Genomic DNA, 23,987 nt, shown 5'->3' on the forward strand with positions numbered 1-23,987 from the left:
GTCAAGCGTGTGATTGACTACAACGTAAAGGTTCGCGTTAAGGCGGATGGCGGCGGAGTTGATCTTGCGAATGTAAAGATGTCGATGAACCCGTTCGACGAGATCGCGGTTGAAGAGGCGATCCGGCTGAAAGAAGCGGGCAAGGCGGACGAGATCGTCGTTGTGTCGATCGGGGTGAAACAGGCGCAGGAAACGCTGCGGACGGCTCTGGCGATGGGGGCGGACCGTGCGATTTTGGTTGTTGCGGCGGATGACGTTCACACGGATATCGAACCTCTGGCCGTTGCCAAGATTCTGAAGGCCGTGATCGACGAAGAGGCCCCCGGCCTGGTCATTGCGGGCAAGCAGGCGATCGACAACGACATGAACGCGACCGGCCAGATGCTGGCGGCGCTTTTGGGGTGGGGTCAGGCGACCTTTGCCTCTGAGGTTGGGATTGACGGCGATACGGCCGTTGTCACCCGCGAGGTGGACGGCGGTCTGCAAACGATCAGCGTGAAGCTGCCGGCGATCGTGACCGCCGATCTGCGCCTGAACGAGCCGCGCTACGCCAGCCTGCCCAACATCATGAAGGCCAAGAAGAAGCCGCTGGACGAGAAAACGGCCGCCGATTACGGCGTCGATACCGCCCCGCGTCTTGAGATCGTGAAAACTGCGGAACCTGCGGCCCGTCAGGCCGGAGAGATTGTCGGCTCGGTCGATGATCTGGTTGCGAAGCTGAAAGAAAAGGGGGTCGTGTAATGGCTGTTCTTCTCCTTGCGGAAATCTCGGGTGGGGCGCTGGCGCTGGACGCCACCGCCAAAGCTGTCACTGCCGCCACCGCCCTGGGCGATGTGACGGTTCTGGTGGCCGGGCCTGCGGGCGCGGCCGAAGAGGCCGCCACCATCGCAGGTGTGGCCAAGGTTCTGGTTGCCGATGACGCGGCCTACGCCAACGGCCTGGCCGAGCCCGTGGCCGACCTGCTGGTCAGCCTGGCAGGCAATTATGAACATATCGTTGCCCCGTCCACGGCCAGCGCAAAAAACATTCTGCCGCGGGTGGCCGCGCTGCTGGATGTGATGGTTTTGTCGGATGTGACGGCGATTGTGGACGGCGCCACGTTTGAACGCCCGGTCTATGCGGGCAACGCGGTTCAGACGGTAAAATCCAACGATTCCAAGAAGGTACTGACGGTTCGCACCTCGACTTTCGATGCGGCGGGCACTGGCGCGGCCGCCCCGGTTGAGGCAATCTCCGCCGCCGGCAACGCCGGGCTTAGCACCTGGGTCGAGGACAAGGTCGCCGAAAGCGACCGGCCGGAACTGACCTCGGCTGGCGTTGTCGTTTCGGGCGGCCGCGGTGTCGGCTCCGAGGAAAACTTCGCCCTGATCGAGGCCCTGGCCGACAAGCTGGGCGCCGCCGTCGGCGCCTCGCGCGCGGCGGTGGATTCGGGCTTTGCCCCGAACGACTGGCAAGTGGGCCAGACCGGCAAGGTCGTCGCGCCGGATCTGTATATCGCCGTCGGGATTTCCGGGGCAATTCAACACCTTGCGGGCATGAAAGACAGCAAAATCATCGTCGCCATCAACAAGGACGAAGAGGCCCCCATCTTCCAGGTCGCCGACTTCGGACTCGTCGCAGACCTCTTCGACGCATTGCCTGAACTGACCGCCAAAATCTAAGGAGACCGGGATGAGCTATACTGCCCCGCTGGATGACATGATGTTCGTGCTTGAGGACCTGTGCGGTCTTGAGGACATCGCCCAATTGCCCGGACTTGAGGAAGCCTCGGCCGATATGGTGGCCGCCATTCTGGAGGAAGCCGGCAAATTCGCCGGTCAGGTTCTGGCGCCGCTGAATGCCACGGGCGATCAGCAGGGGCTGGGGTTCGAAGACGGCGCAGTTACCACGCCTGCGGGCTGGAAAGACGCCTATACCCAGATTGTCGAGATGGGCTGGAACAGCCCGACCGCCGATCCCGAACATGGGGGCATGGGCCTGCCGCAGGCGGTAAACGCTTGTATTCAGGAAATGTTTCAGGGCGCGAACATGTCTTTCCAGCTGTGTCCGATGCTGACGCAGGGCGCGATTGAGGCGATCGAGGGCTATGCCTCGGATGCGCTGAAAGAGGCCTATCTGCCCAATCTGGTCACCGGCACCTGGACCGGCACGATGAACCTGACCGAGCCGCAGGCGGGCTCGGATCTGGCGGCGATCCGGTCCAAGGCCGAACCGCAGGGCGATCACTATCTGGTTTCGGGGCAGAAGATTTTCATCACCTATGGCGAGCATGACATGGCCGAGAATATCGTCCATCTGGTGCTGGCCCGTCTGCCCGACGCGCCCGAAGGGGTCAAAGGGATTTCGCTGTTCATCGTGCCGAAATTCATGGTCAACGCAGATGGCTCTTTGGGGGCGCGCAACGATGTGCGCTGTGTCTCTATCGAGCATAAGCTGGGCATCCACGCCAGCCCCACCTGCACTCTGGCCTTTGGCGATAATGGCGGGGCCGTGGGGTATTTGGTGGGCGAGCCCAACAAAGGCCTGCAATATATGTTCGCGATGATGAATAACGCGCGGCTGAATGTCGGTCTTCAGGGGATTGGGGTGGCTGAACATGCCACCCAGCACGCCATTGCCTATGCGATGGAGCGTAAACAGGGCGGCACGCCAGCAGGCGCGGCCCCCACGATCATGGGCCACCCCGATGTGCGCCGGATGCTGGGCCTGATGAAATCCCGTACCGAGGCCGCCCGCGTGCTGGCCTATCGCGCCGCTGCCTCGCTGGATCATGCGCATCGTGCCACGGATCCCGATCAGCGCGCCTATCATCAGCGCCGCGTGGATTTCCTGATCCCGATCGCCAAGGGCTGGTCAACGGAACTGGGCGTTCACAGTGCCTCGCTGGGGGTGCAGGTGCATGGCGGCATGGGCTTTGTCGAGGAAACCGGCGCGGCTCAGCATCTGCGCGATGCCCGTATCACCACGATCTATGAGGGCACCACTGGCATTCAGGCTCTGGATCTGGTGGGGCGCAAGATCATCCGTGACAAAGGTCAGGCCGCGCAAGAGGTGATCGCCGATATGCGGGCCTCGGCCCAGGCGCTGGCTGCGCAGGACACGGCGGGCACCGATTGGGCGGCGCTGAGTGCGGCAGTTACCGAAGCGGCCGATATCGTCGCCGAGCTGACCGACTGGCTGGTCGCGCAGAACAGCCACGAGCCGCAGGCCGCCGCGGCGACGATCCTTGAACTGTTCGGGATTGCTCTGGGGGCCTGGGCGATGGGCGATGCCGCGCTGATGGCCGCGAAACGGATCGAGAACGGGCAGGGCAGCGCCAGCCTGACGGCCAAGCTGAACATCGCCGTGTTCTATCTGTCTAATGTTTTCCCGCAGGCGCGCGGGCTGCAAAAGATCGCCATGGCCGGAGCCGCGGATGTGCTCTCCCTGCAAGCCGCCGATTTCGGTGTGCCCGCCTAAGCGATCTGTCCCGGCCCTCCTATCCCAGAGCGGGGCCGGGACACTTGATCACGCCGCAGCGCGGCCCGATGTCACGCGCGGCCCGGCGCAACACCGGCTGTCGATCCGGCGTTTATTCAGCCACCAAGGGCGCATGAATGGCCCGTAACAGCCGGGCGGCCAGATCGGCCGGCAGCACCACCATCAGCCCGCGTTTTCCGCCATTGATCGCGACCTCATCGGAGCTGATCGCTGTGCGCTCGATGGCTGTCGGCACCTGACGTTTCTGACCGAACGGGCTGATCCCGCCAGTGTGAAACCCGGTCAGGCGCTCGGCTTTTTCAGGGGGCATCATGGCCGCCGATTTGCCTCCAAAGGCTGCGGCCACCTTCTTCATTGATAAGGTTCTGTCGGCGGGCAGGACAACGCAGGCCGGTTTGCCATCGACCTCGGTCATCAGGGTTTTCAGCACATGGTCAGGGGACATGCCGATGGCCTGGGCGGCTTGCAGGCCGATCCGCTCGGCACCCGGAGCATAATCATAGGAAACAATCCTGTAGGTGGCTTTGCTGCGGTCCAGAAACCGCGTGGCGGGGGTGGCTTTGCTCATGTGTCGATCCAGAATGGGGCGCGATTTACCTAGCCTGGCGTGGATCAGAGCGCCAGCAAAACCCCACCCAGCGCGCCAAGCAGAACGACGCTCCAGGGTGGGGCCTTCCATTGCATCAGCAACAGCAGACATAGCAGCGCCAGCACCAGATCCGCCAGCCCGCTTACCCCCGAGGTAAAGACCGGATCGTACAAAGCCGCGCCCAGAATTCCCACTACGGCCGCATTCGCCCCCTGCATCGCCGATTGCGCCCAAGAGTGTCGGCGCAGGTTCGCCCAATGCGGCAGGACCGCCAGCAGCAACAGAAAACCGGGCAGGAAAATCGCAATCAGCGCCAGCAGCGCGGCGGGCCAGCCGCCAATGGCCATTCCCAGATACGCAGCAAAGGTAAACAGCGGTCCGGGCACCGCCTGGGCCGCGCCATAACCGGCCAGAAAACTGTCGGCGCTAAGCCATGCGGGGACCAGCTCGGCCTCTAGCAGGGGCAGCACCACATGCCCGCCGCCAAACACCAGCGCTCCGGCGCGATAGAAGCTGTCAAACAGGGCCACCCCGCTTGCAAAGGAGCCACCAAGCGGCCCCAGCAGGGGCAGCCCCATAAGCAGAGCCAGCGCTAGGGTCAGGCATAACAGGCTGAAAACACGAGAGATACGCACCGGCATCGGCTGGGCGGTATAAACAGTGCCTCTGGCCAGAAACAGCCCGATCACCGCCCCCAGAACGATGGCTGCGGGCATGGCAATCGGGACCGGAGCAAAAGCCACCAGCGCCACCGCCAGCAGCGCAATCGTGCCGCGCTCTTTGTCCGGGCACAGGCTGTGCGCCATGCCCCAGACAGCCTGGGCGACGATTGCAACAGCGACGATTTTCAGCCCGTGCAAAGCCTGCCCGACCCAGGCGCTTTCAAGCTGCAAAACCGCGACGGCCACGGCCATCAGCACCAGCGCCGAGGGCAGGGTGAAGGCGATGAACGCCGCCAGCGCCCCCAAGGGCCCCGCGCGCATCAGCCCAACGGCAAACCCAAACTGGCTGGAGGCCGGGCCGGGCAGAAACTGACACAGCGCCACCAGATCGGCGAACTCGGTCTCGCTCAGCCATTTGCGGCGGGTGGTGAATTCATCCCGAAAATACCCGATATGCGCAATCGGCCCGCCAAACGAGCTAAGCCCCAGGCGCAGGAAAACAAGGAACACTTCGGCGGCGGAACCGCGTTTATTCTGATCGGACATAAACGGCCTGCGGGGTTGATTTCCGGCACTTTAACGCAGCAGGTGCAACAAAGTCATGTCACAAACGCGCCGCCGCTGAGCCAATCGGAAATTGGCCCGTTGGGGCATTCTAACCGCTGGAAACCACAGGAAAACCGCCGATTGGGGGGCGGGCGTTGACTTTCCACGGCGATCAGAGTGAATTGGCGCAGAGCCCCCAGAAACGGACCGCGCCGCGCCATGACTGTCCCTGCCCAATTCGATGGATGGCCCCGCCTGCGCAATGTGGGGTTCGACGGGATGCTGATCAGCTTTGGCGCTGAGCTTAGCGAGCCTGCGAACCGGGCTGCGCTGGCGTTTCGGGCGGCATTGGAACATGCGGAGTGTCCGGGGATCGAGGAAACCAGTACCTCTTTGGTGTCCTGTTTTCTGCGGTTCGATCCGCTGGCGCAGGGCCATGCGCAGATGCGGGCCAATCTGGAACATCTGCTGGCGCAGCGCGACTGGTATGCGGCCGATTTGCCCGAAGGGCGCCGTCTGTGGCGTATTCCCACGGCTTATGGCTCGGATCTGGCGCCGCAGTTGGATCAGGCCGCCGCCGCTGCGGGACTGTCCGAGCAAGAGGCCATTGCCTCGCTTTCTGGCACGCGGGTGCGGGTGCAGACCATCGGTTTTGCGCCGGGAATGCCTTATCTGGGGGCGCTGCCCGACTGCTGGGACATCCCGCGCCAGAAAACCCTGACAGAGCGAATCCCCGAGGGCGCGCTGACCGTTGCGATCCGGCAGATGGTGCTGTTTCCGGTGTCCACTCCGACCGGCTGGCGGCATGTGGGGCAAACCGCGATCCGCCTGTTCCGTCCGCAAAGCGATACGCCCTTTGTGCTGCGTCCGGGCGATGAGGTGCTGTTTCCCGCCATAACACGAGAGCAATTCGAACGGATCGCTGCCTCGGGCCCGGATGGGGGCGCAACCTGCGTGCCGCTGTCATGACGCGCCAGGTCAGCATCCTGAAGGCCGGGCCGGGTATCACCTGCCAGGATCGGGGGCGGCCGGGCTATCTGGCCTATGGCCTGTCCCGCGGCGGGGCGGCGGATATTCTGGCCCTGTCGGAGGGCGCGGCCCTGCTGGGGCAATCGCCAGATCTGGGTGCGATCGAGATGCCCGGCATGGGCGGCGATTTCAGGGCCTCTCAGGATATGCGGATCGCGCTGACCGGCGCGCAGATGACGGCCACTCTCGACGGTGCGCCCCTGGCCTGGAACGCCAGTCATCTGCTGGGCGCGGGGCAGGTGCTCAGCATCGGGCCTGCGCGCCGGGGCACCTATGGCTATCTGACTTTTGGCGGCGGGCTGGCCGAGACGCCGGTTCTGGGATCGCTGTCATCGCATCTGGCGGCGGGGCTGGGGCAGGGGGTGCAGCCGGGGACGGTTCTGCACATCGGCGCGGATCACGGCACAGAGGTGGGGATGACGCTGCCCCCTGAGCCCCGTTTCGGCGGCGGAGAGGTGCGCGTGCTGCCCAGCTTGCAGACCGATCTGTTCGATCCCGCCCAATTGCAGCGCTTTGAACAGACCGAGTTTCACCGCGATCACCGGGGCAATCGGATGGGGCTGCGGATGGTCTCGGACGGGGCGGGCTTTCGGGCCGAGGGCGGGCTGACTGCCCTGTCCGAGGTGATCGTGCCCGGCGATATTCAGATCACCGGCGATGGCACGCCCTTTGTCCTGATGGCCGAGTGCCAGACAACAGGGGGCTATCCGCGGATTGGAACCGTGCTGCCGTGTGATCTGCCGCGCGTGGCGCAGGCGATGCCGGGCGATACGATCCGGTTTGCTTTTGTGACCCGCGAGGACGCCTATCAGGCCGAAACCCGCGCGCGGGCGGGGCTGCGGGCGCTTGGTGCGGGGGTGCGGCCTCTGCTGCGCGATCCGGCGGACATGCCGGATCTGTTGTCCTATCAGTTGATCAGCGGCATGATTGCCGGAACCGAGGAGCCCTGAGCCATGAACCTGACCGTCGATCTGAATGCCGATATGGGCGAAAGCTATGGTGCCTGGTCCATGGGCGATGACGCGGCGCTGTTGCGGGTGGTCAGCTCGGCCAATGTTGCCTGCGGGATGCACGCGGGCGATTGGGATACGATGGCGCGGACCATGGCGCTGGCGGTCCGGAACGGGGTGGAAATCGGAGCGCATCCGGGTTTTGCCGATTTGCAGGGATTTGGGCGGCGGCCCCTGCGGATGGCTCTGGACAGTCTGGGCAACCTGGTGCGCTACCAGCTGGGGGCCGCGCAGGCCATGGCGCGGGCCAGTGGCGGGCAAGTGCGGCACCTGAAACTGCATGGCGCGCTGGCGAATATGGCAGCCGAGGACAAAGCCATGGCCCTGGCCTGCTACCGGGCCGCGCTACAGGTGGATCCAGAACTGATTATCCTGGTTCTGGCCGGCACGCAGCAACAGCGTGCTGCGGCAGAGCTGGGCTGCAACGCCGCCTGCGAGATTTTCGCGGACCGGGCCTATAATGACGATGCAACCCTGGTGGATCGCAGCCTGCCGGGGGCCGTGATCCACGATCCCAAGGCGGCGGCGCAGCGGGTGCTGGACATGGTGCGCGCCGGGGCCATCCTGACGCAAAGCGGCGCGCGGATTCTCACCCGGATCGACACGATCTGCCTGCATGGGGATACACCCGCAGCGGTGCAGATCGCGGCGCAGGTGCGGGCAACGCTTGAGGCGAACGGGGTGCGGATCGCGCCCTTCGCCGGCGCGCCAGTTCAGGCCTAGGCTGTTTGCAGCTCTGCCCAATGCTGACTGAGCCGGGTGCACAGATCAATCGGATCGAAGGGTTTGGTGATCACCGCCAGACAGCCCTGCGCCAACAGCCGTTCGGCAAAGGCCTCTTCGGCCTTGGCGGTCAGGAACACGGCGGGCACATTTTCCTGACCGGGGATCTTCTTGAGGGCCTGCCAGGTTTCCTCGCCTGTCATTTCGGGCATCATCACGTCCAGCAGGAACATCTGCGGGTCGAAATCGCCGATGCCTTTCAGCGCCTCGGCCCCTGATGAAAATTGTGCCACTTCGAACTGGCCCACCAGTTCCAGCGCCATTTTAACGATAACGCGGATGTCTTCGTCATCATCGACGTGCAGGATTCGTCTTAGCTCTTCCATCTTCGGGCGCTGTTTCCTGTCTTCAGCTGAGTCCGCATCCTGATCCCAAAAAGATGCGTATGCTCTTGAGTTTTATGTTTTTTCGTGCGGCGGAGCCTGTTTGGGCAGGCTGACATAGAACACGGTCTTTTCGCCAGTATCGCATGAAAATCCGATTTCGCCACCGTGCGTTTTTATGATTTTCTTACAGATTGCCAGACCCAGCCCGGTTCCCTTAACCTTGGTCCCTTTGGCCGAGGCATGTTGAACGTAGTTTTCGAAAATCCGGTCGCGCAGGTGCTCGGGGATGCCGGGGCCGGTATTGGCAATGCGGATCTGCCAGCTGTCCGGCGTGCCCAGCATTTCAATATCCACGGTTTCATGCGACGGAGAGTTCTTGATCGCGTTGGACAGCAGGTTGGCCAGCAACTGGTGTAACCGCAGCGGCACGCCCTTGATCCAGGCCTGATCGGGCGAGGCGCGCAGGCTCAATTGCACATTATGCACCGCGCAATAGCCCAGATGCGCGGCCACCGCCTCTTTGACCAGTTCGACCAGATCAAGCTGTTCGAATTCCTCTTGTTCGGGGGTGGCGCTGGTCGAGTATTTTTGCAGGTCCAGAATGTCCCCGACGATCGACAGCAGGTTGTCGGCATTGCGCTGGATCAGTTCCAGTATGGATTTCGCCTGTGGGGGCATTTCGCCCACCGTGCCCGAATCCATCAGCTTGAGCGCCCCCATGATCGAGGTCAGCGGTGTGCGCAGATCATGCACGATTTCCGAGAAGGCCTGCGCGCGGGCGCGTTCAAGCTGGCGGCGGTGTTCGCGGTCACGCAGAACCGACAGGAAAACCGGGCTGCCGTGCAGCGATGACAGATAGCGGGTGGTGATCTCCACCAGGCCTTTTTCATGCAGGGTTTCGACGGTCACCGCATCCGACATTCTGGCGCGCAGGGGTTCGACATGGCTGTGAAAGGCCTCGGTGTCGAACATCTTGGAGGAATCGTAGATCTTTTTGCTGCGCACTTCGGCCTCGGACCAGTCGCAGCGGCGGCGCGCGGTCTTATTGGCGTAGATCACGCTAAGCGTGTTCGCGTCATAGACATAGACCTCGTCATGCAGCTCTTCCAGTATTTCTGAAAGGGCGGTCTGCTGGTCTGGAAAAGGAGCGTAAGAGATCATGGTTGTCACCGATTTACTGATTACAAGGGTAGTACAAGAAAGGGGCGAATTTAGGGCTGACGGAAAGGCAGGGCATGGTGTCAGTCCTCTTCTGTTTCGGGGATGTCGCGTTTCAGCGTCACAAAGAATGTGGTGCCTTCCCCCAGAGTGCTGATGTACTCCAGCTTACCCTGGTGCCGTTTGACGATCTGTTTTGAGATATTCATGCCCAGGCCGGTGCCGCCGACCTTGCGCTGATCCGACGAGTCGATCTGGCTGAACTGGCCAAAAACGCGATCCTCGCTTTCGGGGGGGATGCCGACGCCATAGTCGATGACAGAGATGATCACCTCGGTTTCCGTGCCGCGCAGGCGCACGTCCACATGCCCGTTCTCATCCGAGAACTTCACCGCATTCGACAGAAGATTGGCCATAACCTGCATCATGCGGGCGCGGTCTGCGTGGATCAGCAGGGGCTCGGGCGCGGGGTGGGCGGTTACCGAAATGCCCAGGCTGCGGGCGAAGCCAGAGTTGGCGTCAACGGCTTCTTGCAGCAGTTCATTGGAATCGAGCGGCTCGAAATTGAACACCATCTCTCCGGCTTCGAACTTTTGCAGGTCTAGCAGATCGTCGATCAGATTGGCCAGCCGGACCGCATTCTTGCCCGCGATGTCCAAAACGGGGGCCAGTTGCGGGGGGATCTCGCCCAGCGAACCTTTGTTCACCAGATCCAGCGAGCCCTTGATCGAGGTCAGGGGCGTGCGCAGCTCGTGGCTGACGGTGGACAGGAATTCGGATTTGACGGTCAGCGCGGCCAGGGTGCGTTCGTGTTCGCGGCGCAGTTCCTCAAGCTGGCGCACCCCGGCGCGATAGAGCTTCAGAAACTGAATCGAGATGTCGATGATGAAATACATCACGAACAGGATCGTGAAAAATTCCAGCCAGGGCGGCGTGTCGATGGGCGGATAGGTCCGCAGGATGTCCATCAGCGCAATATAGGTAAAGGTCGCGCCATAGATGATCAGCCTTAGAAACAGGGCAGGCAGAATCTGGTGGTTGTTCATGGCGGCAAACAGGGCCGCGGCAAACAGGAAGAACAGCGGCGTGAAATGTCCGCCCTGGGTTTGCTGCTCGGCCACCATGATGATGAACAGGCAAATCGCCACCGAACTGACCAATGTGTTGAACATGATCCCAGCCAGGAAGCTCAGGGCCTTGCCCTGGCCCTCGCCATTCCAGTTGCGCACGCGCCGGGCGGCGATCAGGTCCAGAACCTCGGAGAACAGCACGCCGGTATAGCTGATGAACGAAATTTTCGGGTCGAAGTAGAAAGCGGTCAGCAAAGTGGCGGACATAAATATCGCCTGGCGCTGCCAAAGCAGGCCGGTGGTGGCGTCCACATAGTCCTTCAGCTGGCGTTCCAGACGGTCAAGCCTGAGCCAGTTTCTGCTGAACTTTCTGATAAGTGCTCGATGGGCCATCTGCTCTCAGCCGGATCGTTTCCTATCTGTCGTCATTTTTTTGTATTTGGCGATATTGGCGAAAATTCGGCACATTTGGATTTTTTTACCAAAGATGCAGAAAATTTAACATTTCGTGTATTGGCTGACATAAGTTTGCATGATACCCTCTGGGGTAGTAGCAAGGGGCTGTAACCGCATGTTTGTGCGTCGTTATTCGGTGTGTTTGGTGATCAAAGGGGTTTGATCACAATCTTAACGTGACGACATGTGTTGCCCATACATCATTGTGGCGTTTTTTTGTTGAAAGCGTAGAATTTTTTAGGTGACGCAACGGTTTGGTCTCCTAATGTTGTTCAAAAAACATGGTCGGGCAGGACATGACACAAACAGCTGTGGCCGCGAGCCAATCAAGATCACTGCAAGTTTTTCCCGAGTTGGAGCCTGTTGCTCCGGTTTCTCCTCGGCGCCCGGTGACGCCGGTCAAACGCACCAGGAAACGCCCCGCGCTGGCGCCTGTGGGACATATCAAATCGACGATGATGTCCTTTGGCACGATGGGGCAATATGGCGATCTTCTGGTCAATTACCTGAAGGCGCGCAAGCAGACCTTCATTGATCGTCTGCACTGGGATTTGCCGCATACCGAGGGAATGGAGTTCGATCAGTACGACACGCCTCAGGCCCGGTGGGTCGCCGTGCACGAATACGGAGAGGTCCTGGGCGGGTTCCGGCTGCTGCCGACAACGGCGCAGGTTGGGGTGTACAGCTATATGCTGCGCGACGCGCAGAAGGGGCTGCTGGACAGTATTCCTCAGGATGTGCTGTTCATCGACGCCCCGGTCGAGCCCCGGATCGTCGAGGCCTCGCGCCTGTTCATTGCCGAGGACGTTCCCGCCTCGCGCCGGATGCAGGTGCAAAACGTGATCATGGGGCAGATGGTCAGCTGCACCCGCGAGATGGGCGCAAGCCATGTGATCGGGATCGTGCCGCAGGTCTGGTCTCGCTGGCTGCGCCGGATGGATCTGGACGCGGTGCCGGTGGGGCGCAAATTCTCGATTGATGGGGTGACCAGCCAGGCGGCTTTGTTCAACGCGCTGAAGTTCTCGAACTAGGGGCTTAACAGGCGGGCCGGAAACGCCCATAAACATCAGAGGGTCCGCCAGGGCCCTCTTTGCAGTTTCGAGGCACCCATGAGCAAGACGATCTACATTCTGAACGGCCCCAACCTGAACCTTCTGGGCAAACGCGAGCCCGAAATCTATGGCGCGGACACGTTGCAGGATGTGGCGCAGCGCTGTGCCGGGGTGGCCGAGGCATTCGGCCTGCACATCAGGCTGCTGCAATCCAATCACGAGGGTCAGCTGATCGACTGGATCCACGAGGCGCGCGAACAGGCGGCGGGCATCATCATCAACCCGGCCGCCTATACGCATACGTCGGTGGCGATTCTGGATGCGCTGAATACGTTCGATGGCCCGGTGATCGAGGTGCATATCAGTCAGGTTCACAAACGCGAGCCCTTCCGTCACCATTCCTATGTCAGCGCGCGCGCGGATGCGGTGATGGCGGGCTTTGGCGTGCAGGGGTATGCTCTGGCCACCCGCCACCTGGGCGAGCTTCTGGCGCGATAACCCCCGCGGTCAGCCTTGTGGCAGAGCGGGCTGTCTTGTTTATTTTCCTTTGAACTCTGGCGCGCGTTTGTCAAAGAACGCGGCATAGCCTTCGGCAAAATCCGCTGAGGTATACAGCAGCGCCTGGGTGTCCCGCTCGGCGGCCAGAAACTCGGGCAGGGGCAGCGGGTGACGCGCCAGCAACTGTTTTGTGTAGGCGTTGGTCAGCGGCGCGCCTGTGGCGATGTCCTCGGCCAGGGCCAGCGCGTGCGGCAGAGCCTGACCGGGGGCGGTGATTTCCTCGATCAGCCCCCAGTCCAGCGCCTGCTGGGCCGAGATCGCCCGGCGCGAAAACGCCATCCATTTCGTTCGCCCCATCCCGATCCGTGCCGGCAGCGTATACAGCGCGCCCAGATCCGGAATCAGCCCCAGATTGCCAAAGGGCAGGGAAAACCGGGCATCGCTGGCTGCCACCGCGATGTCGCAGGCCGCGCTTAGCGACAGGCCCGCGCCGACGGACCAGCCCTCGATCGCGGCGATCACCGGCTTGGGGCTGTCGATCAGCGTGCGCATCAGATCGCCCGCGCGCTGCATCCGTTCGCGCCCCGCAACCGAGCTGATGCCCTTCATGGTCGAGATGTCTCCGCCCGCGCTGAAACAGCCCTGCGTGCCGGTGATCACGATGGCGCGGATCGCGGGGTCTTCGTTGGCTTCGATCAGGGCGGTCCGCAGCTCCTCGCGCAGGGCGGGGGACAGGGCGTTGCGTTTTTGCGGCAGGTTCAGCCAGATCAGGCAGGTCGCGCCCAGAACCTGGCTGACGATCAGGCCGTCCTCTGGGCCGGGCTGGGCCGGAAATTCGGTTTGTGCCATATGCGCCTCCCTTGATCCTTCGCATGTGGACTATCTTTACGAAACCTTAGTCAGTTGCAACCACTGTGCCCTAATCGGCCCAATCACATCGGACGTCTGAAGGCTAAGTCCGCTAGGCGCGCCAGCTGCGCTATGATAGGACTCGGGCAACGGTAAAAGAGGCAGAGAGGCCCGAGCATGAAACTGGCATTCGTGACGATGGTCTGGCGCGATTACTGGCTGCTGGAAAAATGGGTCAGCCATAACGCGCAATACGTGGCGCGCAGCAATCTTTATGTGCTGAACCACGGGGGGGATCCCCGGATCAATGAGATCGCGGCGGGCTGCAATGTCATCCATATCCCGCGCGAAGAGCTGACGATTGATCTGGACCGGCGCCGCTGGGATCTGCTGGGCGGGGTGACGAACGGCCTGCTGGGATTCTATGACCGGGTGATCTGCACGGATGTCGATGAGCTGATCGCCTATGTCGGCCCCAAAGCCTCGTTACAAGAGCATCTGGAGACCAGCCCTGCGGAAACGGTGGCGTTGTCTCCGGTTGGGCTGAACCTGATCCCGACAGGGCAGGGGGATGTGCGCCAGGGCGTGTTGCGCACCCATCCGCAGGCGATTCTAAGCGCGAAATACACCAAACCCTGCGTGGCGCGGGCGCGTGTCGTTTACACGATCGGCGGGCACGGATTGGTACGCGGCCAGTTTACAATCGATCCTGACCTGCTGCTGTTTCACCTGCATTACGTGACCCCCGATTACGCCGAACGCATGGCCGAGCGCCAGCAGATCGTGGCTCAATCCAAAGAGCATAACGCCCGCTCGGACGATCCGGCCAGCGTGGGCAAACGGTTCTGGATCAACTGGTCGGACCCCGCGATGATCCGCGAAAAAGAGTTCGGCCATTTTGAGCGCGCCGCAGAGGTGCCGGTGGAGGCCGGGTTTGCGGACTGTGCTCAGCTGCTGCGCGGCGCTATCAAGACCGACGGGAAAAAGATGGTCGTGGATCACGCGATCATGGCCCAAAACCCGCGCCGCGTCACCATTCCCGAACCTTTGCGCGATCTTTTGTAGCCCGACTCGCTATAGGGCGGAGTTCCCTGAAATCAGTATGCAAATGCATACCGTGCCAATCTGTCGCGGCAGGCTGCGGTTTGGTGGCTCATCCTTTAGTCGGGGGGCAGGGGCGGGGCGGGCTTTGCCTGGCTTCATGGCGTTTTCACATTTTAGTGTTGTTTTAAAGTCAGTTACGTGACGTCATAGTTAAGAATTTACAAAATTAACGGGCAGCGTGACAAAACTTTACAAATAAATGCTGTTTTTTCGCATACTTATTTCCTTGTTTTCATTTTCGACTATGATTGTGACGGAGCGCGGATAATTCAATTTCTTCCGGCCTGCGTGCCGGTCCCGTTTTCAAAGATTCAAGGGAGGAACCTTGCTGTGACTGAACAAACCACGACAGAACCTGTCTACCCCGTCTCGGCTGAATTTGCGTCCAAGGCCCATGCCGACGCAGCGAAATACGAAGAGATGTATGCAGCCTCGGTGAATGACCCCGAAGCTTTCTGGGGAGAGCACGGCAAGCGTCTGGACTGGATGGAGCCCTATACGAAGGTCAAGAACACCACTTTCGAATACGGCAAAGTCGATATCAAATGGTTCGAGGATGGCGTTCTGAACGTCGCCTATAACTGTGTGGACCGCCACCTGGCCACGCGCGGCGAACAAACCGCCATCATCTTCGAGCCCGACAACCCCGAGGACGAAGCCCAGTACATCACCTATAACCAGCTGTCGGAAAACGTGAACCGCATGGCCAACGTCCTGCTTAGCCAGGGTGTGATGCGCGGCGACCGGGTGGTGATCTATCTGCCGATGATCCCCGAGGCCGCCTATGCCATGCTGGCCTGTGCCCGCATCGGCGCGATCCACTCGATCGTTTTCGCGGGTTTCTCGCCCGATGCGCTGGCCAACCGGATCAACGACTCGGGGGCCAAAGTTGTCATCACCGCCGACACCGCCCCCCGTGGCGGCCGCCGCACCGCGCTGAAATCGAACACCGATGCGGCCTTGCTGCACTGCTCGGATAAGGTGCGCTGCCTGGTGGTGAAACACACCGGCGATCAGACCACCTGGATTGAGGGCCGCGACGTGGATGTCAAATACCTGATGTCGCACGCCAGCCCCGAATGCCCCGCGCGGCCCATGAATGCCGAAGATCCGCTGTTCATCCTGTATACCTCGGGCTCGACCGGCAAACCCAAGGGCGTTGTGCACAGCTCGGGGGGGTATCTGGTCTATGCCGCGATGACCCATCAGTATACCTTCGATTATCACGAGGGCGACGTGTACTGGTGTACTGCGGATGTGGGTTGGGTCACCGGCCACAGCTATATCGTCTACGGCCCGCTGGCCAATGGCGGCACCACGCTGATGTTCGAAGGCGTGCCCACCTATCCGGATGCCGGCCGTTTCTGGGCCGTGTGTGAGAAACACAAGGTCAACCAGTTCTATACCGCGCCCACCGCGATCCGCGCGCTGATGGGCCAGGGCACCGAGTTCGTCGAGAAATACGACCTGAGCGATCTGAAACTGCTGGGCACCGTGGGCGAGCCGATCAACCCCGAAGCCTGGAACTGGTACAATGATGTCGTCGGTAAGGGCAAATGCCCCATCGTGGACACCTGGTGGCAGACCGAAACCGGCGGTCACATGCTGACCCCGCTGCCCGGCGCCACCGCGCTGAAGCCTGGCTCGGCCACCAAGCCGTTCTTTGGGGTGCAGCCGGTGCTGCTGGATGCGACCTCGGGCGCAGAAATCGACGAAACCGCAGCCGAAGGCGTCCTGTGCATCAAGGACAGCTGGCCGGGTCAGATGCGCACCGTTTACGGTGACCACGAACGCTTTATGCAGACCTATTTCAGCGACTTCAAAGGCTACTACTTTACCGGGGATGGCTGCCGCCGCGATGGCGATGGCTACTATTGGATCACGGGCCGTGTGGACGATGTGATCAACGTGTCGGGCCACCGCATGGGCACCGCCGAGGTGGAAAGCGCCCTGGTGGCGCATTCCAAAGTCGCCGAGGCCGCCGTTGTGGGCTATCCGCATGACGTCAAGGGGCAGGGCATCTACTGCTACGTGACGCTGATGAATGGCGAAGAGCCCTCGGATGAGCTGAAAAAAGAGCTGCGCACCTGGGTGCGTACGGAAATTGGCCCCATCGCCAGCCCGGATCTGATCCAGTGGGCCCCCGGCCTGCCGAAGACCCGCTCGGGGAAAATCATGCGCCGGATCCTGCGCAAGATCGCCGAGGACGATTTCGGCAGCCTGGGCGATACCTCGACGCTGGCCGATCCTTCGGTTGTGGATGATCTGATCGAAAACCGTCAGAACAAGGGCTAAGTCCGATGGCTGATACCCCCGCCGTTCTGATCCTTCTCGGCCCTCCGGGCGCCGGGAAGGGCACGCAGGCCCGCGTTCTTGAGGACACGTTCGGCCTGGTGCAATTGTCCACGGGTGATCTGTTGCGCGCGGCCGTGGCCGCGGGCACCGATGCCGGTAAGGCGGCCAAGGCCGTGATGGAAGCCGGAGAGCTGGTCAGCGATGAAATCGTGATCAACATCCTGCGCGACCGTCTGGCCGAAGCCGATTGCACCAAGGGCGTGATTCTGGACGGTTTTCCCCGGACGACCGTTCAGGCCGAAGCTCTGGACAATCTGCTGGCCGAAAGCGGCCAGAAGATCAACGCTGCCGTCAGCCTGGAGGTGGATGACGCAGCAATGGTGACCCGGATCTCGGGTCGTTACACCTGCGCGGGATGCGGCGAGGGCTATCACGATAGCTTCAAGCAGCCGGCGCAGGACGGTGTGTGTGACAAATGCGGCGGTACGGACATGAAGCGCCGCGCCGACGATAACGCTGAAACGGTGGCCAGCCGCCTGGAGGCCTATCACGCGCAGACCGCACCATTGATCGCCTATTACGGCGATAAGGGAGTTTTGCAGCGCATCGACGCCATGGGTGAAATCGACGCGATTGCAGAAGGGCTTGCGGGCATCGTTACCAAAGCGATGGCGTAAGTTTCACCGCCTCGCCGCCTCTCATCAATTCGGCGGGGCTCAGGAGGAAGAGGAGGACCCGCATCATGGCGGATCAAAACACTACAAGTGCGTCCGACGCGGCCTATTGGGCGGCGAACGTGCGCATTATTCTCATCAGTCTGGTGATCTGGGCTGTTGTGTCCTTCGGGTTTGGCATTCTGCTGCGCCCGATGCTGGCGGGCATTGCCGTCGGCGGCACTGACCTGGGTTTCTGGTTTGCACAGCAAGGCAGCATCCTGGTGTTCTTGGCACTGATTTTTAACTACGCCTGGCGCATGAACAAGCTGGACCGTGAATTCGGCGTCGAAGAGGAGTAAACCAGATGGATCAGTTTACCATTAACCTGCTGTTTGTCGGCGCGTCCTTTGCGCTGTACATCGGCATCGCGATCTGGGCCCGCGCGGGCTCGACGTCTGAATTCTATGCTGCTGGCCGCGGCGTGCACCCCGTCACCAACGGTATGGCAACGGCTGCTGACTGGATGTCGGCCGCATCGTTCATCTCGATGGCCGGCCTGATCGCCTTCACCGGCTACGATAACAGCTCGTTCCTGATGGGCTGGACCGGCGGCTACGTGCTGCTGGCACTGCTGCTGGCCCCTTACCTGCGTAAGTTCGGCAAGTTTACCGTGTCCGAGTTCATCGGCGATCGCTTCTACAGCCCGACCGCGCGTCTGGTGGCCGTGATCTGTCTGATCGTTGCCTCGACCACCTATGTGATCGGTCAGATGACCGGCGTGGGCGTGGCCTTTGGCCGCTTCCTGGAAGTGGACAACACCACCGGCCTGCTGATCGGCGCCTGTGTTGTGTTCGCTTATGCCGTGTTTGGCGGGATGAAGGGTGTGACCTACACCCAGGTTGCTCAGTACGTCGTGCTGATCATGGCCTACACCATCCCGGCGATCTTTATCTCGCTGCAACTGACTGGCAACCCGATCCCGGCCCTGGGCCTGTTCGGTGACCACGCTGCCTCGGGCGAGCCGCTGCTGGCCAAGCTGGACGCCATCGTCAAAGAGCTGGGCTTCAACGAGTATACCGCGCATCACGCCGACACGCTGAACATGGTTCTGTTCACCCTGTCGCTGATGATCGGTACCGCGGGCCTGCCCCACGTGATCATGCGCTTCTTCACCGTTCCCAAAGTGGCTGACGCCCGTTGGTCGGCTGGCTGGGCGCTGGTGTTCATCGCTCTGCTGTATCTGACGGCCCCCGCCGTTGGTGCCATGGCGCGTCTGAACATCTCAGAGATGATGTGGCCGAACGGCGGCATCGAGGGCGGCGCTGTCACTCTGGAGCAAATCGAGAACGAAGACCGTTACGCCTGGATGGCGACTTGGGAAAAAACCGGCCTGCTGGGTTGGGAAGACAAGAACGGCGACGGTGCAATCCAGTACTACAACGACAAGAATGCCGATCTTCAGGCCATCGCGTCGGAAAACGGCTGGACCGGCAACGAGCTGACCAAGTTCAACCGTGACATCCTGGTTCTGGCCAACCCCGAGATCGCAAACCTGCCTGGTTGGGTGATCGGCCTGGTGGCTGCGGGTGGTCTGGCAGCGGCGCTGTCGACGGCGGCTGGTCTGCTGCTGGCGATCTCCTCGGCGGTTTCGCACGACCTGATGAAGGGTCAGCTGACCCCGGACATCTCGGAAAAAGGTGAACTGATGTCGGCGCGGATCGCAATGGCTGTGGCCATCGCAATCGCCACCTACCTGGGTCTGAATCCTCCGGGCTTCGCGGCGCAAACCGTTGCTCTGGCCTTTGGTCTGGCGGCTGCCTCGATCTTCCCGGCGCTGATGATGGGGATCTTCTCGAAGAAGATCAACAACAAGGGCGCCGTGGCCGGGATGCTGGCCGGTCTGGTCGTCACCCTGATCTACATCTTCCTGCACAAGGGTTGGTTCTTCATTCCTGGCACGAACAGCTTCACTGACGCTGATCCGCTGCTGGGGACGATCAAGTCCACCTCGTTCGGTGCCATCGGCGCGGCCATCAACTTTGTTGTTGCCTACCTGGTTGCAAACACCACCGAGGAAACCCCGCAAGAGATCAAGGATCTGGTCGAAAGCGTCCGCGTGCCGCGTGGCGCCGGTGCGGCCCAAGATCACTAAGATCATGCGGCCGGGGCGCCTGCACATGGCGCCCCGGCGATGAAATTGATCCCGCCCGGTTTCCTTCGGGCGGGATTTCTTTTAGCTCCGGTAATATCGCTTTGGTTTTCTGAGGTGGATCAAATCAACCGGAGCCCCGATCAGCGTATTCTCGGGGCGATCTATGTGCCCTTAGGAGTCCTCCATGCCCGCGCGCCTTCCTGATCTTCACCGTTTTCTGACGTCGGTTCATCCCTATGACGCGCTGGCCCCCGCCGCGCTGGAGGCGCTAAGCGCCAGGATGCAGCTGCGCGAGCTGAAAGCAGGCGATCCGGTTTATGCCCTGGGGCAGCCGCTGGACGGGCTGTTTCTGATTTATCACGGTCAGGTCGAGGTGCGGGACGAAAACGACGTGCCGGTGTCCCTGCTGGGGGTGCGCAACTCGTTTGGCGAACGGGGGCTCTTGCGCGATGGTCTGGCCGCCACCAGCGCCCACGCGACAGAGGACTCCATCCTGCTGCTGCTGCCCGCCGCCGATTTTCAGGCCATGCTGGATGCGCATGAACCCGCTCGCCGGTTCTTTGATCGCTCGCGCGCGGCCAAGCCCAGGGGCAACGATCTGGCCACCAGCAAAGTCGATACGCTGATGGCCCGCAACCCGCAGACCTGCGCGCCCGAGGCCAATGTGCAGGACGCCGCGCGGCTGATGCGGGAGAAGGGGATTTCCTCGCTCTGCATTTTGGAAAACGACGCGCTGGCTGGCATTCTGACGGTGCGCGATCTGTCGAACAAGGCCCTGGCCGAGGCGCTGCCGCTGAGCACACCAGTCAGCCAGATCATGACAACGGACCCGATCACCCTGTCGCCCAGTGCCATCGGATCGGACGTGCTGCACGCGATGATGGAGCGTAAGATCGGCCATATTCCGATCTGCGAAAGCGGCCGACTGGTGGGGATCGTCACGCAGACCGATCTGACCCGGTTTCAGGCCGTTTCCTCGGCCGAGCTGGTCTCGGAGATCGCTCATGCCGACAGCGCCGCGCAAATGGCCACCGTCACCAAACGTATTCCGCAGCTGCTGGTGCAGCTGGTCGCGGGCGGGAACCGGCACGAGGTGGTCACCCGTCTGATCACCGATATTGCCGACACCGCCACCCGCCGTCTGCTGGCCCTGGCCGAGGAAAAGCTGGGCAAACCGCCCGTGCCCTATCTGTGGCTGGCCTGCGGCAGCCAGGGGCGGCAGGAACAGACCGGCGTCAGCGATCAGGACAATTGCCTGTTTCTGGACGACGCGGTGACCGAGGCCGATATGCCCTATTTCCAGCAACTGGCGAAATTCGTCTGCGATGGGCTGGACGTGTGCGGCTATGTCTATTGTCCCGGTGACATGATGGCGACCAATCCCAAATGGTGCCAGCCCGTGCGCGTCTGGAAAGAGTATTTCGCCGGCTGGATCCGCAAACCCGATCCGATGGCGCAGATGCTGGCCTCGGTGATGTTCGATCTGCGGCCCATCGGCGGGGCGACGGGCCTGTTCGAAGACCTGCAAGAGGATACGCTGAAGGCGGCCGAGGCGAACTCGATCTTCGTGGCCCATATGATCGGCAATTCGCTGAAACATGCGCCGCCGCTGGGGCTGCTGCGCGGCTTTGCCACGATCCGCTCGGGCGAGCATAAAAACACGCTGGATCTGAAACACAATGGCGTGGTGCCTGTCGTCGATCTGGGCCGGGTCTATGCGTTGCAGGGCCGGCTGACGGCGGTAAATACCCGCGCCCGGCTAGAGGAAGCGGGGCAGTCGGGGGTGCTCAGCAGCTCGGGCGTGCGCGATCTGCTGGACGCTTACGATCTGATCGCCGAAACACGTCTGGCGCATCAGGCGCGGCAAGTCAAACGGGGGACCGCCCCCGATAACTATCTGGAATTGGCCGAATTGTCGGATTTTGAGCGCAGCCACCTGCGCAACGCCTTTGTGGTGGTCAAAAGCCTGCAATCGGCCGTTGGACATGGGAAAGGCGCGATCGGCTAGGCTGCGGCCGGCCCCGCGCAGGAGGAGAGCGTATGTTTCTGGAATTGATCGCGACTTTTGTTGCGGGTTTCGCGGCGGCGGGGCTGATGATGCTGGTAAACCGGACCTTGGGTGGCCGTTTGCCACGTTGGCTGACCCCGATTGCAGCGGGGGCGGCGATGATCGCGGCGACGATCTCCAGCGAATACAGCTGGTATGGCCGGACGGCCTCGTCCCTGCCCGAAGGGATCGAGGTGGCGCACACCGTCGAAAGCAAGGCGTTCTACCGGCCCTGGACCTATGTCAAACCTTATACCGAACGGTTCATGGCGGTGGATGTGGCGACGCTGCGGCGCAACCCGTCGCAGCCGGGGCTGGTTCTGGCGGATCTGCTGTTCTTTGGGCGCTGGCAGCCGGTACAGAAACTGGCTGTGATGTTCGATTGCCAGGGGCTGCGGCAGACGCAGCTGCCCGAAGAGGTGAATTTCGATGCGCAGGGGGCGCTGATCGGAGCAAACTGGGCGCCGATTGCGGCCGATGATCCCGCCTTGCTGCTGGCATGTGGAGGAGAGTGATGCTGACACACCTGAGTCTGCGACTGCGGATTTTCTTGTTCTTCGTGCTCATGGGGCTGGGCGGGCTGTCGCTGTTCGGCGTGGCCCTGGTGCTGGGGTATCGCAAGGCGATAGCGGGGGAGGTTAGCTCGGGGTTTGTGCTGTCGGGCACGATTGCGGGCTTTGGCCTTTTGGGGCTGACGGCGGGCATCTGGCTGCTGTTCGATGAAAATGTCGCCAAACCGATCGAGCGCCTGGCCGCAGGCCTGCGTGCGCGGGCTCATGCCGGGGTGGATGGCGGGGTGGATGCGGCGACGGCCAAATATCTGGGCGATCTGGCCCCCGCAGCCGAGGCCATGTCGCGTCAGCTGAGCGAAACCACCCTGCACACTGCCAGCGCCATCGCCGCCGAAACCGAGCGCCTGACAGCCGAGCGTGACCGTCTGACGGCGCTTCTGACGGAGATTCCGGTGGCGACTGTCGTGGTGAACCCCGCGCATCAGATCGTGCTGTATGACGGGCAGGCAGCGGGTGTTCTGGCGCAGATTCACACCCCGCGCCTGAATGCGCTGATCTTTGACTATTTCGACAAATCCGCCGTTCTGGCCGCCTGGAAACAAATGAGCAAACAGGGCAAAGAAGTGTCCCTGATCGCCAATGGCACCGAGGGCGATCAGACCTACAGCCTGCGTCTGAAACCGCTTGAGCAGGGCTCGGGTTATCTGCTGATCATCGACGGGGCAGAGTCGCATATTGATCCGGATGCGGCCCGCCCGCTGATCTATGACTTTGATTTGCTGGAACAAAATGCCGGAACCAGCGCCGATGCCACGCCTCTCGCGGATCTGACCTATGTGGTGTTCGATACCGAAACCACGGGGCTGTTGCCGCATAAGGACGAAATCGTGCAGATCGGCGCGGTGCGCGTGGTGCGCGGCAAGATCGTGCCGGGCGAGCAGATCGACACGCTGGTGAACCCGCAAATGCCGATCCCCGGTGCCTCGACCAAGGTACACGGGATCAATGACGCGATGGTGGCCGGCGCGCCGCTGGCCGATAAGGCCGTGCCAGATTTCCACCGCTTTGCGCGCGATGCGGTGATCGTGGCCCATAACGCGCCCTTTGACATGGCTTTCATGCACCGGCATGGCAAACGTCTGGGGCTGGAATGGACCCATCCGGTGCTGGATACGGTGCTGGTGTCGGCGGTGCTGTTCGGCGCCAGCCAGACCCATACGCTGGATGCGCTGTGCGATCGGCTGGGCATTATCATCCCCGATGCGCTGCGCCATACCGCGATGGGCGATGCCTTTGCCACGGCCGAGGTCCTGTGCAAGATGCTGCCGATGCTTCAGGCGCGTGGGATCACGACTTTCGGTGACATGCTGGCCGAGACGCGCAAGCATGGCCGCCTGCTGGAGGATCTGAACTAGCGGGTCACGCGATTTCCCCGCGATTTCCACCTGCGCGCGCCATTTGCGCCGCAATTGGCGGGCAGGTTTGGGCATCGCTTACTGCAAAGGTGCGCCATGCAATCGCCCGAATCTCCGCGTCACATACGCGACAGTCTGGAAAAACACGCCCGCCTGTTCGAGCTGATCCGCCAGCAAAATCTGGTGGCCACGGCGCGAGTCGGGCGCAAAGCCCGCCCAATCGACGAACCGATCGAGGCTGCTTTGCTGGCGGCGGCGGATGCGTCTTTGGCGCAGGGCGGCGGGTATCTGTAGGCGG

23 protein-coding genes are annotated in these 23,987 nt (G+C 61.8%); 17 read left to right on the top strand and 6 right to left on the bottom strand.

Features of this window, described 5'->3' with window-relative positions; genetic code table 11:
* The 3 genes from ACP15O_RS11765 to ACP15O_RS11775 all read left to right on the top strand — a co-directional run.
* A partial coding sequence (locus tag ACP15O_RS11765; protein WP_425096297.1) for an electron transfer flavoprotein subunit beta/FixA family protein occupies positions 1-741 on the top strand: 741 nt, incomplete at its 5' end.
* Positions 741-1,661 (top strand): FAD-binding protein, encoded by a 921-nt coding sequence (locus ACP15O_RS11770; RefSeq protein WP_425096298.1) that lies wholly within the window; start codon positions 741-743, stop codon positions 1,659-1,661. The genes ACP15O_RS11765 and ACP15O_RS11770, both read left to right, overlap by 1 nt.
* A 10-nt stretch (positions 1,662-1,671) precedes the next feature.
* A complete protein-coding gene (locus tag ACP15O_RS11775; protein ID WP_425096299.1) occupies positions 1,672-3,459 on the top strand; it encodes an acyl-CoA dehydrogenase in 1,788 nt (595 codons plus the stop codon).
* Positions 3,460-3,571: 112 nt separating this feature from the next.
* Here the strand turns inward: ACP15O_RS11775 and ybaK are convergent, their stop codons facing one another.
* Positions 3,572-4,048: a Cys-tRNA(Pro) deacylase gene (gene ybaK / locus ACP15O_RS11780; RefSeq protein ID WP_425096300.1), complete on the bottom strand. Its 477-nt coding sequence runs from the start codon at positions 4,046-4,048 to the stop codon at positions 3,572-3,574.
* 44 nt (positions 4,049-4,092) lie between these two features.
* Entirely contained in the window at positions 4,093-5,277 is a 1,185-nt protein-coding gene (gene chrA, locus ACP15O_RS11785; protein WP_425096301.1) for a chromate efflux transporter, read from the bottom strand.
* 219 nt (positions 5,278-5,496) lie between these two features.
* Here chrA and ACP15O_RS11790 point away from each other — a divergent pair, with 219 nt between their 5' ends.
* The 3 genes from ACP15O_RS11790 to ACP15O_RS11800 are packed head-to-tail and all read left to right on the top strand — an operon-like array spanning position 5,497 to position 8,039.
* Positions 5,497-6,246, top strand: a complete 750-nt coding sequence (locus ACP15O_RS11790) for a 5-oxoprolinase subunit B family protein (RefSeq protein ID WP_425096302.1) — start codon at positions 5,497-5,499, stop codon at positions 6,244-6,246.
* Complete coding sequence (locus ACP15O_RS11795) at positions 6,243-7,256, top strand: 5-oxoprolinase subunit C family protein (protein WP_425096303.1); 1,014 nt, start codon at positions 6,243-6,245, stop codon at positions 7,254-7,256. The genes ACP15O_RS11790 and ACP15O_RS11795 overlap by 4 nt, the downstream gene beginning before the upstream one ends.
* A gap of 3 nt (positions 7,257-7,259) precedes the next feature.
* Positions 7,260-8,039: a LamB/YcsF family protein gene (locus ACP15O_RS11800; protein ID WP_425096304.1), complete on the top strand. Its 780-nt coding sequence runs from the start codon at positions 7,260-7,262 to the stop codon at positions 8,037-8,039.
* On the opposite strand, the gene ACP15O_RS11805 is transcribed toward ACP15O_RS11800, so the two are convergent.
* From ACP15O_RS11805 to ACP15O_RS11815, 3 genes are all read right to left on the bottom strand, one after another.
* Positions 8,036-8,425, bottom strand: coding sequence for a response regulator (locus tag ACP15O_RS11805; RefSeq protein ID WP_425096305.1), 390 nt, complete (start codon positions 8,423-8,425; stop codon positions 8,036-8,038). The two genes, ACP15O_RS11800 and ACP15O_RS11805, sit on opposite strands and share 4 nt — an antisense overlap.
* Positions 8,426-8,497: 72 nt before the next feature.
* Complete coding sequence (locus tag ACP15O_RS11810; protein ID WP_425096306.1) at positions 8,498-9,586, bottom strand: ATP-binding protein; 1,089 nt, start codon at positions 9,584-9,586, stop codon at positions 8,498-8,500.
* A gap of 80 nt (positions 9,587-9,666) precedes the next feature.
* Positions 9,667-11,046: a sensor histidine kinase gene (locus tag ACP15O_RS11815; protein ID WP_425096307.1), complete on the bottom strand. Its 1,380-nt coding sequence runs from the start codon at positions 11,044-11,046 to the stop codon at positions 9,667-9,669.
* Between the two features lie 497 nt (positions 11,047-11,543).
* On the opposite strand from ACP15O_RS11815, the gene ACP15O_RS11820 reads away from it, so the two are divergent.
* Both ACP15O_RS11820 and aroQ read left to right on the top strand, forming a co-directional pair.
* Positions 11,544-12,140 (top strand): acyl-homoserine-lactone synthase, encoded by a 597-nt coding sequence (locus ACP15O_RS11820; RefSeq protein WP_425096308.1) that lies wholly within the window; start codon positions 11,544-11,546, stop codon positions 12,138-12,140.
* 78 nt (positions 12,141-12,218) lie between these two features.
* On the top strand, positions 12,219-12,659 hold the full coding sequence (gene aroQ / locus ACP15O_RS11825) for a type II 3-dehydroquinate dehydratase (protein ID WP_425096309.1): 441 nt from the start codon (positions 12,219-12,221) through the stop codon (positions 12,657-12,659).
* A 39-nt stretch (positions 12,660-12,698) separates the two neighbouring features.
* Here aroQ and ACP15O_RS11830 read toward each other — a convergent pair whose 3' ends face one another.
* Complete coding sequence (locus ACP15O_RS11830) at positions 12,699-13,508, bottom strand: enoyl-CoA hydratase/isomerase family protein (RefSeq protein ID WP_425096310.1); 810 nt, start codon at positions 13,506-13,508, stop codon at positions 12,699-12,701.
* Between the two features lie 177 nt (positions 13,509-13,685).
* On the opposite strand from ACP15O_RS11830, the gene ACP15O_RS11835 reads away from it, so the two are divergent.
* The 9 genes from ACP15O_RS11835 (at position 13,686) to ACP15O_RS11875 (ending at position 23,983) form a co-directional block, all read left to right on the top strand.
* Positions 13,686-14,573: a hypothetical protein gene (locus tag ACP15O_RS11835; protein WP_425096311.1), complete on the top strand. Its 888-nt coding sequence runs from the start codon at positions 13,686-13,688 to the stop codon at positions 14,571-14,573.
* Positions 14,574-14,942: 369 nt separating this feature from the next.
* Positions 14,943-16,907, top strand: a complete 1,965-nt coding sequence (gene acs, locus ACP15O_RS11840) for an acetate--CoA ligase (protein WP_425096312.1) — start codon at positions 14,943-14,945, stop codon at positions 16,905-16,907.
* A gap of 5 nt (positions 16,908-16,912) precedes the next feature.
* Positions 16,913-17,584, top strand: coding sequence for an adenylate kinase (locus ACP15O_RS11845; RefSeq protein ID WP_425096313.1), 672 nt, complete (start codon positions 16,913-16,915; stop codon positions 17,582-17,584).
* Between the two features lie 65 nt (positions 17,585-17,649).
* Complete coding sequence (locus ACP15O_RS11850) at positions 17,650-17,922, top strand: DUF4212 domain-containing protein (protein ID WP_425096314.1); 273 nt, start codon at positions 17,650-17,652, stop codon at positions 17,920-17,922.
* 5 nt (positions 17,923-17,927) lie between these two features.
* Positions 17,928-19,715, top strand: a complete 1,788-nt coding sequence (locus ACP15O_RS11855; protein ID WP_425096315.1) for a sodium:solute symporter family protein — start codon at positions 17,928-17,930, stop codon at positions 19,713-19,715.
* A 184-nt stretch (positions 19,716-19,899) separates the two neighbouring features.
* The gene (locus tag ACP15O_RS11860) at positions 19,900-21,723 is read left to right on the top strand and encodes a DUF294 nucleotidyltransferase-like domain-containing protein (protein ID WP_425096316.1); all 1,824 of its coding nucleotides are present in this window, start codon (positions 19,900-19,902) and stop codon (positions 21,721-21,723) included.
* A gap of 32 nt (positions 21,724-21,755) precedes the next feature.
* Positions 21,756-22,277, top strand: coding sequence for a hypothetical protein (locus ACP15O_RS11865; RefSeq protein ID WP_425096317.1), 522 nt, complete (start codon positions 21,756-21,758; stop codon positions 22,275-22,277).
* A complete protein-coding gene (locus tag ACP15O_RS11870) occupies positions 22,277-23,689 on the top strand; it encodes a 3'-5' exonuclease (RefSeq protein ID WP_425096318.1) in 1,413 nt (470 codons plus the stop codon). Before ACP15O_RS11865 ends, ACP15O_RS11870 begins: the two co-directional genes overlap by 1 nt.
* 96 nt (positions 23,690-23,785) lie before the next feature.
* Positions 23,786-23,983, top strand: coding sequence for a hypothetical protein (locus ACP15O_RS11875; RefSeq protein WP_425096319.1), 198 nt, complete (start codon positions 23,786-23,788; stop codon positions 23,981-23,983).
* The last annotated feature ends 4 nt before the right edge of the window (positions 23,984-23,987 follow it).

It is taken from the genome of Youngimonas ophiurae (nom. illeg.) (genome assembly GCF_049803795.1).
Classification (GTDB): Bacteria; Pseudomonadota; Alphaproteobacteria; order Rhodobacterales; family Rhodobacteraceae; genus Thalassobius.